This window comes from Sphingomonas sp. (genome assembly GCF_031361285.1).
Classification (GTDB): domain Bacteria; phylum Pseudomonadota; class Alphaproteobacteria; order Sphingomonadales; family Sphingomonadaceae; genus Sphingomicrobium.
In genome coordinates, this window is sequence record NZ_JANMCO010000156.1 from 26,258 (window position 1) to 40,690 (window position 14,433).

The following is a 14,433-nucleotide window of genomic DNA, read 5'->3' on the forward strand; positions in this document are numbered from 1 at the left end:
GCGGCACGATGCCACACGGCCCTTGATTACGATGGCGCTCGCCTAGCGGAGCAGGGCGCTGACGACCCGCTCGATCAGCATGGTCTTGGGATCGACCTGATAGAGATAGCCATTCCCGTAATAATAACGGTTGCTCTGGTCGAAGCCGTACTGGTTGCGAAGGTTATACGGAATCTGGTTGTAGCTCCACCGATTGCCGTAGTTCGAAGGAAAACGCTGGCCGATATTATACAGCTTTTTCGCCTGTCCCGGGGGGCGGCAGCCGTTGTTTTTCTTGGCGAGGCCTGGCGGGCAGCCACCGGCGCCATAGCCGTACAACGAGCCCTTGCCATGGTTGCCCTGGTAATGGGCGGAATTGCCGTGACCATTGCCTGGCTTGGCGCCGGCCGGAGCGGCGAGACCGAGCGCGGTCGCGCCGGCTATAAGCAGCATGTTTTTCATGTTTTTATCCTGTCCAATTTCCCCATTGAACGCTTGCCGAGGTTAGAAGGTTCACCGCTCGGCACGTTTTTCAGGGCTGTTGCCCGACTCCCTCTGCCGGTTTAGAGCGCGCTCAACTCCGCGCCGCCGCGCGGCTTCCAACCTCGCAAGGGACCCGATATCGCTTATGGCACGCAAGAAAATCGCGCTGATCGGCGCCGGGATGATCGGCGGCACCCTGGCCCACCTCGCGGCGATGCGCGAATTGGGCGACATCGTCCTGTTCGACATCGCCGAAGGGATTCCGGAAGGCAAAGCGCTCGACATTTCGCAGGCGGGGCCGGTCGATGATTTCGACGCGACGCTGAAGGGTAGCTCGGACTATTCCGACATTGCCGGGGCCGATGTGTGCATCGTCACCGCCGGGATCGCCCGCAAGCCCGGCATGAGTCGCGACGATTTGCTCGGCATCAATTTGAAAGTGATGAAGGCGGTCGGCGAGGGCATCAAGACCCACGCCCCCAAGGCCTTCGTGATCTGCATCACCAACCCCTTGGACGCGATGGTCTGGGCGCTGCGCGAATTCTCCGGCCTGCCGCACAATATGGTCGTCGGTATGGCCGGCGTGCTCGACAGCGCGCGGTTCCGCCATTTCCTCGCCGACGAGTTCAACGTCAGCGTCGAGGACGTCACCGCCTTCGTCCTCGGCGGCCACGGCGACACGATGGTGCCGATCGTCGAATATTCGACCGTCGCCGGCATCCCGATCCCCGACCTCGTTAAGATGGGCTGGACGACGAGCGAGCGGATCGACGAAATCGTCAAGCGCACGCGCGGCGGCGGCGGCGAGATCGTCGCTTTACTCAAGACCGGCAGCGCTTTTTACGCGCCGGCGACCGCCGCGATCGCGATGGCCGAGAGCTTTTTGAAGGACAAGAAACGCGTCCTGCCCTGCGCCGCCAACCTCACCGGCCAGTACGGTGTCGACAATCTCTACGTCGGTGTGCCGTGCGTGCTTGGCGCCGGCGGCGTTGAGCGAATCGTCGAAATCCAGCTCGACGACGCCGCGCGCAAGAATTTCGATGTCAGCGTCGACGCGGTCAAAGAGCTGCTGGTGGCGTGCAAGGCGATTGACGGCAGCCTGGCCAAAGAGGCCGTTGCGTGACGGATACTCTCTGGATTGCTGCGATTGCGCTTGTTTCGGGGGTCGCAAGCTTCTTCTCTCGCGTGCTTGGCCTGACGTGTATCGCCTTAGCAATACTCGTAGCGCTGCCGCTTTGGGGATTGGCGGCGGGAAATCCCATTGTGCTTGTTTTTGTAATTCCGGCGGTTGTCGGTTTTGTCGGCGGTCGACTGACTAGGAAAGCGAAGGCAGTGGAGTGAGCATTCTCGTCGACAAGAACACGAAGGTCATCACGCAGGGGATGACCGGCGAGACGGGCACGTTCCACACCGAGCAGGGGCTCGCTTACGGGACGCAGATGGTCGGGGGCGTGACGCCGGGGAAGGGCGGATCGACCCACATCGGTCTGCCGGTGTTCGACACCGTCGAGCAAGCGGTCGAAGCGACCGGTGCGACTGCGTCGGTGATCTATGTGCCGCCGCCGTTCGCCGCCGATTCCATCCTCGAGGCGATCGACGCGCAAGTGCCGCTGATCGTCACCATTACCGAAGGCATTCCGGTCCTCGACATGGTCAAGGTCAAGCGCGCCTTGTGCGGCTCCAAGTCGCGGCTGATCGGGCCCAATTGCCCCGGCGTGCTGACTCCCGACGAATGCAAGATCGGCATCATGCCCGGCAACATCTTCAAGAAGGGCAGCGTCGGCGTCGTCAGCCGCTCGGGCACTTTGACCTATGAGGCCGTATTCCAGACGACCAATGAAGGGCTCGGCCAGTCGACTGCGGTCGGGATCGGCGGCGACCCGGTCAACGGCACCGACTTCATCGACGTGCTCGAACTGTTCCTCGCCGACGACGCCACCCAGGCGATGATCATGATCGGCGAAATCGGTGGCTCGGCTGAAGAAGACGCCGCGCAGTTCATCGCCGACGAGGCCAGGCGCGGGCGCCGCAAGCCGATGGTCGGCTTCATTGCCGGCCTGACCGCGCCGCCCGGACGCCGGATGGGCCATGCCGGGGCGATCGTCGCCGGCGGCAAGGGTGGCGCCGAAGACAAGATCGCGGCGCTGGAGGCGGCTGGAATAACCGTCTCGCCGAGCCCATCTGAGCTGGGAAAGACGCTGAAAGCGCTTCTCAAGGGTTAAGAAATGGACGTTCTCAGCCGCGACAAGGACACAGGCCCGAGCTGGGCGCGGGCGAACTGGCCGCTGGCCGAGCTCGACGAGCTCAATATTGGTCTCGACCCGACCGACGCGGTGATCGAGACAATCGCCGCGGCATCGAAGGCGCGAGCCGAGGCGGCTGGTGCCGACCCGGACGCGGTCCGCCGCGCCGCCAACGATTCGATCCGCGCGATGATGCTGATCCGCACCTACCGCGTGCGCGGGCACCTGGCCGCCAATCTCGATCCGCTGGGGCTGACGAAGCGCGACATCCCCGCCGATCTGACGCCGTCTTTTCATGGCTTTTCCGACGCCGATCTCGACCGGCGAATCTGGGTCGGCGGTGTGCTCGGTTTCGAGCAGGCGACGGTACACGAGATCGTTCGGGTGCTGCACAGCACTTACTGCGGCCACATCGGCTTTGAATATATGCACATCAACGAGGTCGAGGAGCGGCGTTTCATCCAGGAGCGGATTGAACGCCCCGAAGACACCGTCCAGTTCACGCCTGAAGGCAAGCAATCGATCCTGACCAAGGTCATCCATGCCGAGCAATGGGAGAAATTTCTTGCCCGCAAATATGTCGGGACCAAGCGGTTCGGGCTGGATGGCGGCGAAAGCGCGGTCCCGGCGCTCGAAGCGGTGATCAAATATGGTGGCCAGTACGGGGTCGGGGAGATCGACGTCGGCATGGCCCACCGCGGGCGCCTGAACATCCTGTCCAATGTCTTGGGCAAGCCGGCCAAAGCGATCTTTCACGAATTCGCCGGCGGCGCCACCAACCCGGCCGACGTCGGCGGGTCGGGTGACGTCAAATATCATCTCGGCACGTCATCGGACCGCGAATTCGACGGCAACACGGTCCATCTGTCGCTGCTGCCCAATCCGTCGCATCTGGAAGCGGTCGACCCGGTGGTGCTGGGCAAGGCGCGCGCGTCGCAGACGATCAAGGGCGACGAGCAAGGCGATTCGGTCCTGCCGATCCTGCTCCACGGCGACGCGGCCTTTGCTGGCCAAGGCGTGGTTTGGGAGTGCCTGAGCTTTTCCGGCCTGCCGGGATATGAAACCGGCGGCACGATCCATTTCATCATCAACAACCAGGTCGGCTTCACCACCAGCCCGCAGTTTGCGCGCTCGTCGCCTTACCCGTCGGACGTGGCGAAAGGCATCCAGGCGCCGATCCTGCACGTCAACGGCGACGATCCCGAAGCGGTCACCTGGTGTTGCAAGATGGCGATCGAATTTCGCCAGACCTTCAATCGCGACATCGTCATCGACATGTGGTGCTATCGCCGTTTCGGCCATAACGAAGGCGATGAACCCAGCTTCACCCAGCCGTTGATGTATGCGGCGATCAAGACGCATCCGCCGATCAGCGCAATCTATGGCCAGAAGCTGATCGATCAGCGGGTGATCGATCCCGCCTGGGTCGACCAAACCACAAAGGATTATATCGATCATCTCGAGGGCGAATTCATGTCCGCGGCGACCTATTCGCCCGACAAGGCGGACTGGTTTGGCGGCCGGTGGCTGGGTCTTGGCTCCCCGGAAGAGCCGGTGCTGGGCCGCCGCAACACCGCAACGGCCATCAGCGACAACGAAGTCGCGACGCTCGGCAAGATCCTGACCCAGGTGCCCGACGGATTCCACATTCACCCGACGCTCCAGCGCATCCTCGACGCCAAGACCCAGATGTTCGCCAGCGGCGACGGCGTCGACTGGGCGACCGGCGAAGCGCTGGCGTTCGGGAGCCTGGTTGCCGATGGCCAGGGCGTGCGGCTGTCGGGCCAGGACAGCGGCCGCGGCACATTCAGCCAGCGCCACTCGGTGTGGGTCGATCAGCAGACCGGCGAGAAATATATTCCCTTGGGCCAGATCGATGGCGGACACTTCGAAGTGCGCGACAGCCCGTTGTCGGAATTCGGCGTGCTCGGCTTCGAATATGGCTATTCGCTCGCCGACCCGAAAACGCTGGTGCTGTGGGAAGCGCAGTTCGGCGATTTTGCCAATGGCGCGCAGACCATCATCGACCAGTTCATTGCCGCTGGAGAAGCAAAATGGCTGCGCGCCAGCGGCCTGGTGCTGTTGCTGCCGCACGCGTTTGAAGGGCAGGGGCCGGAACATAGTTCGGCGCGGCTGGAGCGCTATTTGCAGCTGTGCGCCGAGGATAATCTGCAGGTCGCCAACTGCACCACGCCGGCCAATTATTTCCACATCTTGCGGCGGCAATTGCGGCGCGATTTCCGCAAGCCATTGATCCTGATGACGCCCAAATCGCTGCTGCGGAACAAGCTTGCGGTATCCAAGCTTAGCGACTTTACCGGCGAGAGTCATTTTCGCCGCATCCTCAATGATTTGAACCCCCCGGCCGAAGGCCAGACGAAGCGGCTCGTTCTATGCTCGGGCAAGCTTGCCTATGAGCTGATGGAAGCCCGGGACGCCTCCCTGACCGACTTCGCCCACGATGCGAACACCGAGATCCTGCGCGTCGAACAGCTGTATCCGTTTCCGTCCGAACCTCTGGTCAAGCGGCTGCGGGCCATGCCGGGCCTCCAGGAGCTGGTCTGGGCGCAGGAAGAACCGAAGAACAATGGCGCCTGGTCGTTCGTCGAAGAGCTGCTGGAGACCTGCCTTGCCGACGCCGGGCACAAGAGCCTGCGGCCGCGCTATGCCGGGCGCAAAGCGTCCGCGTCGCCGGCGACCGGGCTCGCCAAACGCCACGCAGCCGAGCAGGTGGCCTTGATCGCCGACGCTCTGGGGCATAGCAGCCCGACGGACGCGGCGGCGGTTGCCGGCAAGTGAAGGATGATCATGGCGACTGACGTTAAGGTTCCGACGCTCGGCGAGTCGATCACCGAAGGCACGCTCGCGCAGTGGCTCAAGCAGCCTGGCGACGCGGTCGCCGCCGACGAGCCGATTGCCAGCCTCGAGACCGACAAGGTCACGGTCGAAGTCCCGTCCCCGGTCGCCGGCGTGTTCGGCGAAGCTTTGGTCAAGGAAGGCGAAACGGTCGCGGTCGGAGCGGTGATCGCGCGGATCAACGACGGTGCGGCAACGGCTGCCACGCCGGCCGAGCAGGGCGCGGACTCGACCAAGACCAACCCAGCTGGTGCAGGCGAAAGCCCGGCGTTGCGCAACGACGACCACGCGCCGCACGCAACGGAAACGCAAACCGCCGCTGAAGCGCCGCCAGCGTCCGACACCATTACGACCCTGTCTCCCGCCGTCCGCCGGGCGGTGCTTGAGCATCACGTCGATCCATCGAAAATCCGCGGCAGCGGCAAGGATGGGCGACTGACCAAGGACGATGTGCTGGCGGCGGCGGAAGCGCAGAAAAGTGCGCCGACACCAGAGGTGAAAGCGCCGGAGGCGAAAGTCGCCGCCGCCGACGAAGCAAAGCCTGCGGCTCCTGGACCCCGGCCTGCGCCGGGGAGCAGGAAAGAAGAACGCGTCAAGATGTCGCGCCTGCGGCAGACAATCGCGACGCGGCTCAAGGAAGCGCAGAACAGCGCCGCGCTGCTGACCACGTTCAACGACGTCGACATGTCGGCGGTGATTGCGGCCCGCGCCCGCTACAAGGATTTGTTTGAGAAGAAGCACGGCATCCGGCTGGGTTTCATGGGCTTTTTCGTCAAGGCGGTAGCGCTGGCGGCGCGCGACGTGCCGTCGGTCAACGCCAGCATCGATGGCGACGAGATCATCTATCACGACTTTCTCGACGTCTCGGTCGCGGTGTCGGCGCCCAAGGGATTGGTCGTACCGGTCGTTCGTAACGCCCAGGCGATGAGCTTCGCCGAGATCGAACAAGCCATCGCCGCTTATGGCAAGAAGGCCAAGGACGGGACGTTGACCCTCGAGGAAATGCAGGGCGGCACCTTCACCATTTCCAATGGCGGCGTGTTCGGGTCGCTGCTGTCGACGCCAATCATCAACCCGCCGCAATCGGCGGTGCTTGGCATGCACCGGATCGAGGAGCGGCCGGTGGTCAGAGACGGCGAGATCGTCGCCCGGCCGATGATGTATCTGGCGCTGACCTACGATCATCGCCTGGTCGACGGGCGCGAGGCGGTGACCTTCCTGGTCCGGGTCAAGGAAGCGATCGAGGACCCAACGCGAATTTTGATTGACCTCTAATTTGGCTGTTCCCCGGCGCAGGCCGGGGCCCAGGATTTATTTGTTTGGGCTGGACCCCGGCCTTCGCCGGGGAACGAGGTAGAGAATGGCTGATTACGATTTCGACGTGCTGGTGATCGGGTCCGGGCCGGGCGGCTATGTTGCCGCGATTCGGGCCGCGCAGCTCGGCCTCAAGACCGCTTGCGCCGAAAGCCGCGAGACGCTGGGCGGGACCTGCCTCAACGTCGGCTGCATCCCGTCCAAGGCCTTGCTCCACGCGTCCGAACTGTTCGACGAAGCGGCCCACGGCACCATGGCCAAATGGGGGGTCAAGGCGAGCGGCGTCGAACTCGACCTCGACGGGATGCACGGCAGCCGCATGGAAGCCGTGAAAGGCCTGACCCAGGGCATCGAATTCCTGTTCAAGAAGAATAAGGTCGAGTGGCTCAGGGGCCGCGCGAGTTTCGCCAGCGCCGATACGGTCAAGGTCGGCGACCGAACGGTGCGAGCGAAGAATATCGTCATCGCCACCGGCTCGTCGGTCACCCCGCTGCCCGGTGTGGACGTGGATCAAAAGCGCATCGTCGATTCAACCGGCGCGCTCGAACTGGCCGAGGTGCCCAAGCATCTGGTCGTGATCGGCGGCGGCGTCATCGGGCTCGAGCTGGGCTCGGTGTGGTTGCGGCTGGGCGCCAAGGTCACCGTCGTCGAATATCTCGACCAGATCCTCCCCGGCATGGACGCCGAGGTGCGCAAGGAAGCCAACAAAATCTTCAAGAAGCAGGGCTTCGAGCTGAGGCTCGGCACCAAGGTCACTGGGGCAAAGGTCGAAGGCGCGGGCGTCAAGCTGACGGTCGAGCCCGCCGCTGGCGGCACTGCAGAGACGATCGAGGCCGACGTCGTCCTGGTATCGATCGGGCGGCGGCCCAACACCGACGGTTTGGCGCTCGACAAGGCGGGTCTCAAGGTCAACGCCAAGGGTCAGGTCGACATCGACCATAGTTTCAAGACCGGCGTGCCGGGTATTTGGGCGATCGGCGACGTGGTTCCCGGCCCGATGCTCGCCCACAAGGCCGAGGACGAGGGCATCGCGGTGGCCGAGAACATCGCCGGGCTAACCGGGATCGTCAATCACGACGTGATCCCCAGCGTCGTCTACACCATGCCCGAAATTGCCGGCGTCGGCCTGACTGAGGAAGAGGCGCGCGAGCATGGCGAGGTCAAGGTTGGGAAATTCCCGATGCTCGCCAACAGCCGGGCCAAAACCAACCGCGAGACCGACGGCTTCGTCAAGGTGATCGCCGATGCCAAGACCGACCGGGTACTGGGGGTGTGGATGATCGCCTCGGTCGCCGGGACGATGATCGCCCAAGCGGCGCAGGCGATGGAATTCGGCGCGACCTCGGAGGACATCGCCTACACCTGCCACGCCCACCCGACCCACGCCGAGGCGCTGAAGGAAGCGGCGATGGCAGTGACCGGCAAGCCGATCCATATTTAGTGGGGGCCGTTCGATCACGTCTGCGCCGCTGGCACGTGTGGCTCGGCTGGATCGTCGGGCTGCCGATCCTGCTGTGGGTGGTGACCGGCCTGGTGATGGTTGCCAAGCCGATCGAGGAGGTGCGCGGCGAAGGCTTGCTGAGTGAGCCCAAGCCGATGCGGATGGCGACGCCGCCCGCCATCCCGCGGATTGACGGCGTGGCAATCAAGGGCCTCACGCTCGAACGCCGCGCGGCCGGCATTCGCTGGGTGGTGACGCTGCCCGACGGGTCCACCCGGCTTGCCGACCCCGCCAATGGCGCGATGCTGCCGCCGCTGTCCGCCGCCGACGCGGTGCGCGAAGTGACCGCGCGCTATATGGGCGCGGCCAAGGTCCAATCGGCGACGCGGACGGATCCCAAATCGCCACCGATGGAACTGCGCCGGCCGATCGCCGCGTGGCGGGTGGCAATGGATGACGGCACCCATTTCTACGTCGATGGGGGATCGGGCGCGATCGTCGCCCGCCGCACCGGCTGGTGGCGATTCTACGATTTGATGTGGGGTATCCACATCATGGACCTCAAGACCCGCGAAGATGCCCACAATCCGCTGACCATTGGCTTCGCCATCGTCGCGCTGGCGCTGAGCATATTGGCGCTGATTCAATTGCCGTTGACCATCCGGCGGCGAAGACAGCGCAAAGAGCCCTCGACTTGACTTGATTGAACGTTCAACTAATGAGCGATCATGGGCGGCAAGGGCACACGGGCGCGGATCGTCGAAGCGGCGATGGAGCTGTTCTGGCTCAAGGGCTTTAATTCGACCTCGATCGCCGACCTATTGAGCCGCAGCCAGGTCAACAGCGGCAGCCTCTATTATTTTTTCCCGGGCAAGCAGGATGTGCTCCTGGCGGTGCTCGAAGCCTATCGCGACGGGATCGGGCCGATGCTGCTCGAACCGGCCTGGGCCGGCGTCGACGACCCGATCAACCGGTTGTTCGCTTTGCTCGACAGTTACCGCCGAGCCATTGTCACCACCGATTGCGAATATGGCTGCCCGATCGGCAGCCTGGCGCTCGAACTGCACGAGCCCGACCCGGCGGTGCGGGCGCTAATCGCGGCCAATTTCGACGCCTGGATCGGCGCGGTTGCCAATACGCTTGGCGACGCCGCGCATCGTTTTCCGCCCGGCACTGACCTGCGCGCCATCGCCGAGCTCGCGCTCAACGTGATGGAGGGCGGCGTGATGCAGGCGCGCACCTATCGTGACGTCGCTTATTTTGATCGATCAGTGGCGCAATTGCGCAGCTGCCTCGATGCTTTGATGCAACAGGAACGGGCCGCCTGACTGGCCCATTACAAGGGGGAATAATCATGCCGGACGTGAATTGGATTGCGGTGTTGCTGTGCGCGGTGAGTTCGTTAGCGCTGGGCGGCATCTGGTATTCGCCGATGCTGTTCGCCAAGCCCTGGCAGCGCGCCGCGGGCCTCAGCGACGAGCAAGCGAAGAGCGGCAATATGGCGATGATTTTCGGCCTGACTTTCGTCCTCAGCCTGATCGCCGCTTTGGTGTTCGCGATGTTTCTCGGGCGCAATTTCGGGCTGGTGCCGGCGATCGGCGCCGGGGCGTCGGCGGGCCTGTGCTGGGTCGCGGCGTCCCTCGGCATCAGTTATCTGTTCGAACACCGCCCGCTTACCCTGTGGCTGATCAACGGCGGCTATCACACGCTGCAATTCACGCTGTTCGGTGTGATCCTGGGCTGGATGCATTAGGTTCGAACAGCGCGGCAAACGGCCGGGGTTCGGCCGGCGCGGGACCGCGCGGCGCCAGTTCCTTTTGCCACAGCCCGACATCGATCCACTGGCCGAGCTTGAAGCCGGTGCCGCGATAGGTGCCGGCGTGGACGAAGCCCAGGGCCTCGTGGAGGCGGACGCTGGCGTCGTTGGGCAAAGCGATCGCGCCGATCGCGGTAACATAGCCCTGCCGCTCGAGCAGGTCGGTCAGCGTCGATAGCAACTGTTTGCCGAGCCCGCGGCCATGGGCATTAGCGGCGAGATAGATGCTGGTCTCGACGCTCCAGCGATAGGCGGGCCGGGCGCGGAACGGCGAGCTGCTCGCATAACCGAGTAGCTGGCCGGCCTCTTCCGCAACCAGCCAGGGATGAAAACCGGGCCGGTCGCCAACGCACCGCCGCGCCATCTCGGCGGCGTCGGGCGCCTTTTCCTCGAAACTGACCCGGCTATCCTCGACATAGGGCCGATAGATTTCTGCAATGGCGGCTGCGTCGGCTTCCTGGGCGAGGCGAATCAGAACCATGCCGCCAGCGCGGCGAGCAAGCCCTGATCCTGCCGGGTCAGCTGGGTCGGCGCGACTGGTCCGCATTCCAGGCAGCGCGCCTGGATCCGCGGACCCGCCAGGATCGAGCGCAGGTCGGCGATCATCGCCGCCAGTTCGAGGTCTGGACGGCCACCGATTGCTGCGAAGCCATCCGCAGGACCCGCACTGTCGTCGTCGCGATCCTGCGACGCCAGCATCTCGAGCAGGCCATCCTTGAAACTCGGCGGCCGTTCGAGGTAGCGGACATCGCGGTCATCCTTGCCGAGCTTGGCAAGCTCGGCCGCTTTGGCAATCGCTTCCGGCAAGCCGCCGAAACCGTCGACCAGGCCGAGCTGATGCGCGGTGCCGCCGTCCCAAATCCGCCCCTGGGCGATCTTGTCGATATCGGCGGGCGATTTGTGCCGCGACTGGGCGACCACGCCCAAAAACGTGCGGTAGATCGACTCGACCGAAGCCTGGATTAGCCGGCTGGCATCGGGCGAGGGGCCCCGAAGCAGGTCGGGTTCGCCCGACAGCGGGGTCGTCTTGATGCCGTCGGCGCCCATGCCGAGCTTGGCCAGCGTCCCCTGGAAGCTGGGCAGGATACCAAATACGCCGATCGACCCGGTGATGGTCGATGGCTCGGCATAGATGTAGTCGGCGGGCGTCGAGACCCAATAACCGCCCGATGCGGCGACGCTGCCCATCGACACGACGACGGGCAGACCTTGATCCTTGGCGGCCAGGATCGCCTGGCGGATACGCTCCGACGCCAGCACTGATCCGCCAGGGCTGTCGACGCGGACGACCAGCGCTTTCAGCCCGCCTTTTCGCAGCCCGTCGTCGATCAATTTGGCGATACTGTCGCCGCCGGCGGTGCCGTTGGGCGCCTTGCCGTCGACGATCGTCCCGGCGATCGTAACGACGCCGATCGGCCCGCGCGGCGTCTCCTTGACCCGGTCCTTGATATAGCTTTCGAGCTTGATGCTCTTGTAGCCGCCGGGCGCCTTGTCGTCCGTGCCGCCAAGCTGGGCCAGGCGCGCTTCGAACGCGCGGCGGTCGGCGATCTTGTCGATAAGGCCCGCGGCCAGCGCCGCCTTGGCCATGTCGCCGCCGGCCGCGTTTACGGCCCCCGGCATGTCCTTCATGAAGGCGTCGACCTTGGCTTGCGGACGAGCGCGAAGGACGCTGTCGCGCCAGCTTTCGAGCAGCGCCTGGCCAAACGCCTGGTAATTCTCGCGCGCCGCGGGCGACATGTCGTTGCGAATGAACGGCTCGACCGCCGCCTTATAAGTGCCGACGCGGTAAACGTTTGCGGTCACCCCAAGCTTGTCGAGCAAACCCTTGAAGTAAAGGTTCGCGCCGCCCGGGCCGGCGATAGCGACGGCGCCCAGCGGATTGAGCCAGACTTCCGACGCGGCCGCACCGAGCTGGTAGCCGTCGTTGGTATAGCCGGTCGCGTAAGCCAGCACCGGCTTGCCCGATGTCCGGACGCGGCGAATGGCGTCGGACAGATCCGACATCGCCGTCTGGCCGCCGCCGACGAAGCCGTCGAGGTCGAGCGCGACGGCTTTAACGCGATCATCGCCCTTTGCCGCGTCGAGCGCGGCAATTAGGTCACGCAGGCGATATTGCTTGAGCCGGCCGCCCCCCGCCAGCTCCGACAATTGCGCCTTGGCCGGTTGCTCAACCACCGAACCGTCGAGCTTGAACGCCAGCACGCCATCGGTCACCGGGGTCGGGCGGGCCGACAGGCCAGCGTACAGCAGGCCGAAGAACAGCAGCATGAACAGCAGCACCAGGGCATCCTTGATGCCCACCAGCAGCTTCCAGATCGCGCGCACGAATGTCATTCTTGGTGAACCCTTCGACAGATCCATTGCCAGCTAGCGTATCCCCGCCGTCATTGCGAGCGGAGCGAAGCAATCCAGTCCTGCGCCGCTGGATTGCTTCGGCGCTACGCTTCTCGCAATGACGGATCGATGGACAGGCAAGCCAAATCGATCCGGGCTGACGGTCCGTGGCGCGACGAGCTGCGGGCGACGATCACGCTTGCCTGGCCGCTAATCCTGTCGAACCTGACGATGTCGCTCATCCAGGGGACCGATGTCGTGCTGATGGGCTGGCTTGGCCCGCACGCGCTCGCCGCCTCGGCGCTCGGGCTCAACCTCACTTTCGTCTTCGTCCTGCTCGGCATCGGTGTGGTCGCGGCATCGTCGCCGATGATGGCAACGGCGCTGGGCCAGCGCTCGACCGCGGTGCGCGACGTGCGCCGGTCGTTCCGTCAGGCCAGCTGGGTGGCGATTTGCATTGCGCTGGCGACCTGGGCGGTCTTGTGGAACTCGGAAAAGCTGATTGTGCTGCTCGGCCAGCAACCGGCCCTGGCGCGCTCGGCGCAAACCTTTCTGCGCGGCTATATGTGGTGCATCCTGCCGTTCCTGCTGTTCCAGGCGATGCGCAATTTCCTGTCGGCGCTTGAACGGCCACGATGGATTTTCATCGTCAGCGCGCTTGGCATCGTCCTCAACGGCATTGTTAGCTGGTCGCTGATCTTCGGCCGGTTCGGCCTGCCGGCGCTGGGCATTTTCGGCGGCGGGCTGGGCAGCTCGATCGTCTGGTTCAGCCTGACACTAGTCCTCGGCATCGTCATCGCCAGGGATCGCAAGTTCCGCCGCTTTCATTTGTTCGGACGCTTCTGGCGAGCCGACTGGCCGCGTTTTCGTCACATCTGGCGGCTCGGCTTGCCGATCGGCCTGACAATGGCGTTCGAAGGCGCGGTGTTCGGCGCCGCCGCTTATCTGATGGGCCTGATCGACGCCGAGTCGATCGCCGCCCACGCGATCGCGCTGCAGATCGCGGCCTTGAGCTTCATGGTCCCGTTGGGTCTCGGCCAGGCGGCGACGGTGCGGGTCGGTCGGGCGGTCGGCCGCAACGATGCCGACGGCATTGCCCGCGCCGGCTGGACCGCTTGGACGCTGGGGGTTGGCTTCATGGCGGTGATGGCGCTGGCGCTGTGGCTGTTCCCGCATGATCTCGTCACTTTGTTCCTTGCCGATGTGCCGGCCAACGCCAAGGTGATCCAGCTTGGCGTCTCGTTCTTGATGGTGGCGGCGGCGTTCCAGATCGTCGACGGCGCCCAGGTCGTTGGCGCCGGCATGCTGCGCGGGCTCCACGACACCAAGCGGCCGATGCTGTTCGCTTTGTTCGGTTACTGGGTGGTTGGCCTGGGCGTCGGCGTCTGGCTGGCGTTTCATGGCGGCTGGAAGGGCGTCGGCATCTGGATCGGGCTGGCGACCGGCCTCGGCGTGGTGGCGGTGCTGATGCTCGCCCGCTGGATGATGCGCGCTCGTCTTGGGCTTGCACCGCCCCAACTCCGGAAATGACGAAACTGCGCCCCAAGGCGTTGACGGAAGCGATCGCCGCAACCATATGCCGGTCATCGCTGGCACTCTCATGGGATGAGTGCCAAGCGGATTTGTGAGCAACAAAATTCAAAAGGGCATCAGCTATGGGTTTCAGACCCCTTCATGATCGCGTTCTCGTCCGCCGGGTCGAGGCCGAAGAGAAAACCGCCGGTGGGATCATCATTCCCGACTCGGCGCAGGAAAAGCCGCAGGAAGGCGAAGTCATTTCGGTCGGCACCGGGACGCGCGCCGACGACGGCAAGGTGACGCCGCTCGACGTCAAGGCCGGCGACAAGATCCTGTTCGGCAAATGGTCGGGCACCGAGGTCAAGATCGCGGGCGAAGACCTGATCATCATGAAGGAAAGCGACATCCTCGGGATCGTCGGCTGACCGTCAATATCAACTGCGTCCCGG

At 64.4% G+C, this 14,433-nt stretch carries 13 protein-coding genes; 10 read left to right on the plus strand and 3 right to left on the minus strand.

The window, feature by feature from the left end; genetic code table 11:
- Nucleotides 1-42: 42 nt before the first annotated feature.
- Nucleotides 43-441, minus strand: a complete 399-nt coding sequence (locus RMO25_RS12735) for a hypothetical protein (protein ID WP_309662974.1) — start codon at nt 439-441, stop codon at nt 43-45.
- A 166-nt stretch (nt 442-607) separates the two neighbouring features.
- Between RMO25_RS12735 and mdh the strand changes: the two genes are divergently transcribed.
- From mdh to RMO25_RS12775, 8 genes are all read left to right on the plus strand, one after another.
- On the plus strand, nt 608-1,585 hold the full coding sequence (mdh, locus tag RMO25_RS12740; protein ID WP_309662975.1) for a malate dehydrogenase: 978 nt from the start codon (nt 608-610) through the stop codon (nt 1,583-1,585).
- 214 nt (nt 1,586-1,799) lie between these two features.
- Nucleotides 1,800-2,684, plus strand: a complete 885-nt coding sequence (gene sucD, locus RMO25_RS12745) for a succinate--CoA ligase subunit alpha (protein WP_309662976.1) — start codon at nt 1,800-1,802, stop codon at nt 2,682-2,684.
- A gap of 3 nt (nt 2,685-2,687) precedes the next feature.
- A complete protein-coding gene (locus RMO25_RS12750; RefSeq protein ID WP_309662977.1) occupies nt 2,688-5,504 on the plus strand; it encodes a 2-oxoglutarate dehydrogenase E1 component in 2,817 nt (938 codons plus the stop codon).
- A 9-nt stretch (nt 5,505-5,513) separates the two neighbouring features.
- Nucleotides 5,514-6,836, plus strand: coding sequence for a 2-oxoglutarate dehydrogenase complex dihydrolipoyllysine-residue succinyltransferase (gene odhB / locus RMO25_RS12755; protein ID WP_309662978.1), 1,323 nt, complete (start codon nt 5,514-5,516; stop codon nt 6,834-6,836).
- An 85-nt stretch (nt 6,837-6,921) separates the two neighbouring features.
- Nucleotides 6,922-8,316, plus strand: coding sequence for a dihydrolipoyl dehydrogenase (gene lpdA, locus RMO25_RS12760; RefSeq protein WP_309662979.1), 1,395 nt, complete (start codon nt 6,922-6,924; stop codon nt 8,314-8,316).
- Nucleotides 8,316-9,014 carry a PepSY domain-containing protein gene (locus tag RMO25_RS12765; RefSeq protein ID WP_309662980.1) on the plus strand — a complete coding sequence of 233 codons (699 nt, stop codon included), beginning with the start codon at nt 8,316-8,318 and terminating at the stop codon, nt 9,012-9,014. Before lpdA ends, RMO25_RS12765 begins: the two co-directional genes overlap by 1 nt.
- 30 nt (nt 9,015-9,044) lie before the next feature.
- On the plus strand, nt 9,045-9,644 hold the full coding sequence (locus RMO25_RS12770; RefSeq protein ID WP_309662981.1) for a TetR/AcrR family transcriptional regulator: 600 nt from the start codon (nt 9,045-9,047) through the stop codon (nt 9,642-9,644).
- A 26-nt stretch (nt 9,645-9,670) separates the two neighbouring features.
- On the plus strand, nt 9,671-10,069 hold the full coding sequence (locus RMO25_RS12775) for a DUF1761 domain-containing protein (RefSeq protein ID WP_309662982.1): 399 nt from the start codon (nt 9,671-9,673) through the stop codon (nt 10,067-10,069).
- On the opposite strand, the gene RMO25_RS12780 is transcribed toward RMO25_RS12775, so the two are convergent.
- Entirely contained in the window at nt 10,032-10,613 is a 582-nt protein-coding gene (locus RMO25_RS12780; RefSeq protein WP_309662983.1) for an N-acetyltransferase family protein, read from the minus strand. The two genes, RMO25_RS12775 and RMO25_RS12780, sit on opposite strands and share 38 nt — an antisense overlap.
- Nucleotides 10,604-12,466: a signal peptide peptidase SppA gene (gene sppA, locus RMO25_RS12785; RefSeq protein ID WP_309662984.1), complete on the minus strand. Its 1,863-nt coding sequence runs from the start codon at nt 12,464-12,466 to the stop codon at nt 10,604-10,606. Before sppA ends, RMO25_RS12780 begins: the two co-directional genes overlap by 10 nt.
- Before the next feature lie 129 nt (nt 12,467-12,595).
- Between sppA and RMO25_RS12790 the strand changes: the two genes are divergently transcribed.
- Together RMO25_RS12790 and groES are read left to right on the plus strand one after the other, a co-directional pair.
- A complete protein-coding gene (locus tag RMO25_RS12790) occupies nt 12,596-13,996 on the plus strand; it encodes an MATE family efflux transporter (protein WP_309662985.1) in 1,401 nt (466 codons plus the stop codon).
- Nucleotides 13,997-14,121: 125 nt separating this feature from the next.
- Nucleotides 14,122-14,409, plus strand: coding sequence for a co-chaperone GroES (gene groES / locus RMO25_RS12795; protein ID WP_309662986.1), 288 nt, complete (start codon nt 14,122-14,124; stop codon nt 14,407-14,409).
- Nucleotides 14,410-14,433 lie beyond the last annotated feature (24 nt).

What these genes read in the sequence shown, in the direction of transcription:
- RMO25_RS12735 (WP_309662974.1), bottom strand. Translation starts at nt 441, where the DNA reads ATGAAAAACATGCTGCTTATAGCCGGCGCGACCGCGCTCGGTCTCGCC.
- mdh (WP_309662975.1), top strand. Translation starts at nt 608, where the DNA reads ATGGCACGCAAGAAAATCGCGCTGATCGGCGCCGGGATGATCGGCGGC.
- RMO25_RS12750 (WP_309662977.1), top strand. Translation starts at nt 2,688, where the DNA reads ATGGACGTTCTCAGCCGCGACAAGGACACAGGCCCGAGCTGGGCGCGG.
- odhB (WP_309662978.1), top strand. Translation starts at nt 5,514, where the DNA reads ATGGCGACTGACGTTAAGGTTCCGACGCTCGGCGAGTCGATCACCGAA.
- lpdA (WP_309662979.1), top strand. Translation starts at nt 6,922, where the DNA reads ATGGCTGATTACGATTTCGACGTGCTGGTGATCGGGTCCGGGCCGGGC.
- RMO25_RS12770 (WP_309662981.1), top strand. Translation starts at nt 9,045, where the DNA reads ATGGGCGGCAAGGGCACACGGGCGCGGATCGTCGAAGCGGCGATGGAG.
- RMO25_RS12775 (WP_309662982.1), top strand. Translation starts at nt 9,671, where the DNA reads ATGCCGGACGTGAATTGGATTGCGGTGTTGCTGTGCGCGGTGAGTTCG.
- RMO25_RS12780 (WP_309662983.1), bottom strand. Translation starts at nt 10,613, where the DNA reads ATGGTTCTGATTCGCCTCGCCCAGGAAGCCGACGCAGCCGCCATTGCA.
- sppA (WP_309662984.1), bottom strand. Translation starts at nt 12,466, where the DNA reads ATGACATTCGTGCGCGCGATCTGGAAGCTGCTGGTGGGCATCAAGGAT.
- RMO25_RS12790 (WP_309662985.1), top strand. Translation starts at nt 12,596, where the DNA reads ATGGACAGGCAAGCCAAATCGATCCGGGCTGACGGTCCGTGGCGCGAC.
- groES (WP_309662986.1), top strand. Translation starts at nt 14,122, where the DNA reads ATGGGTTTCAGACCCCTTCATGATCGCGTTCTCGTCCGCCGGGTCGAG.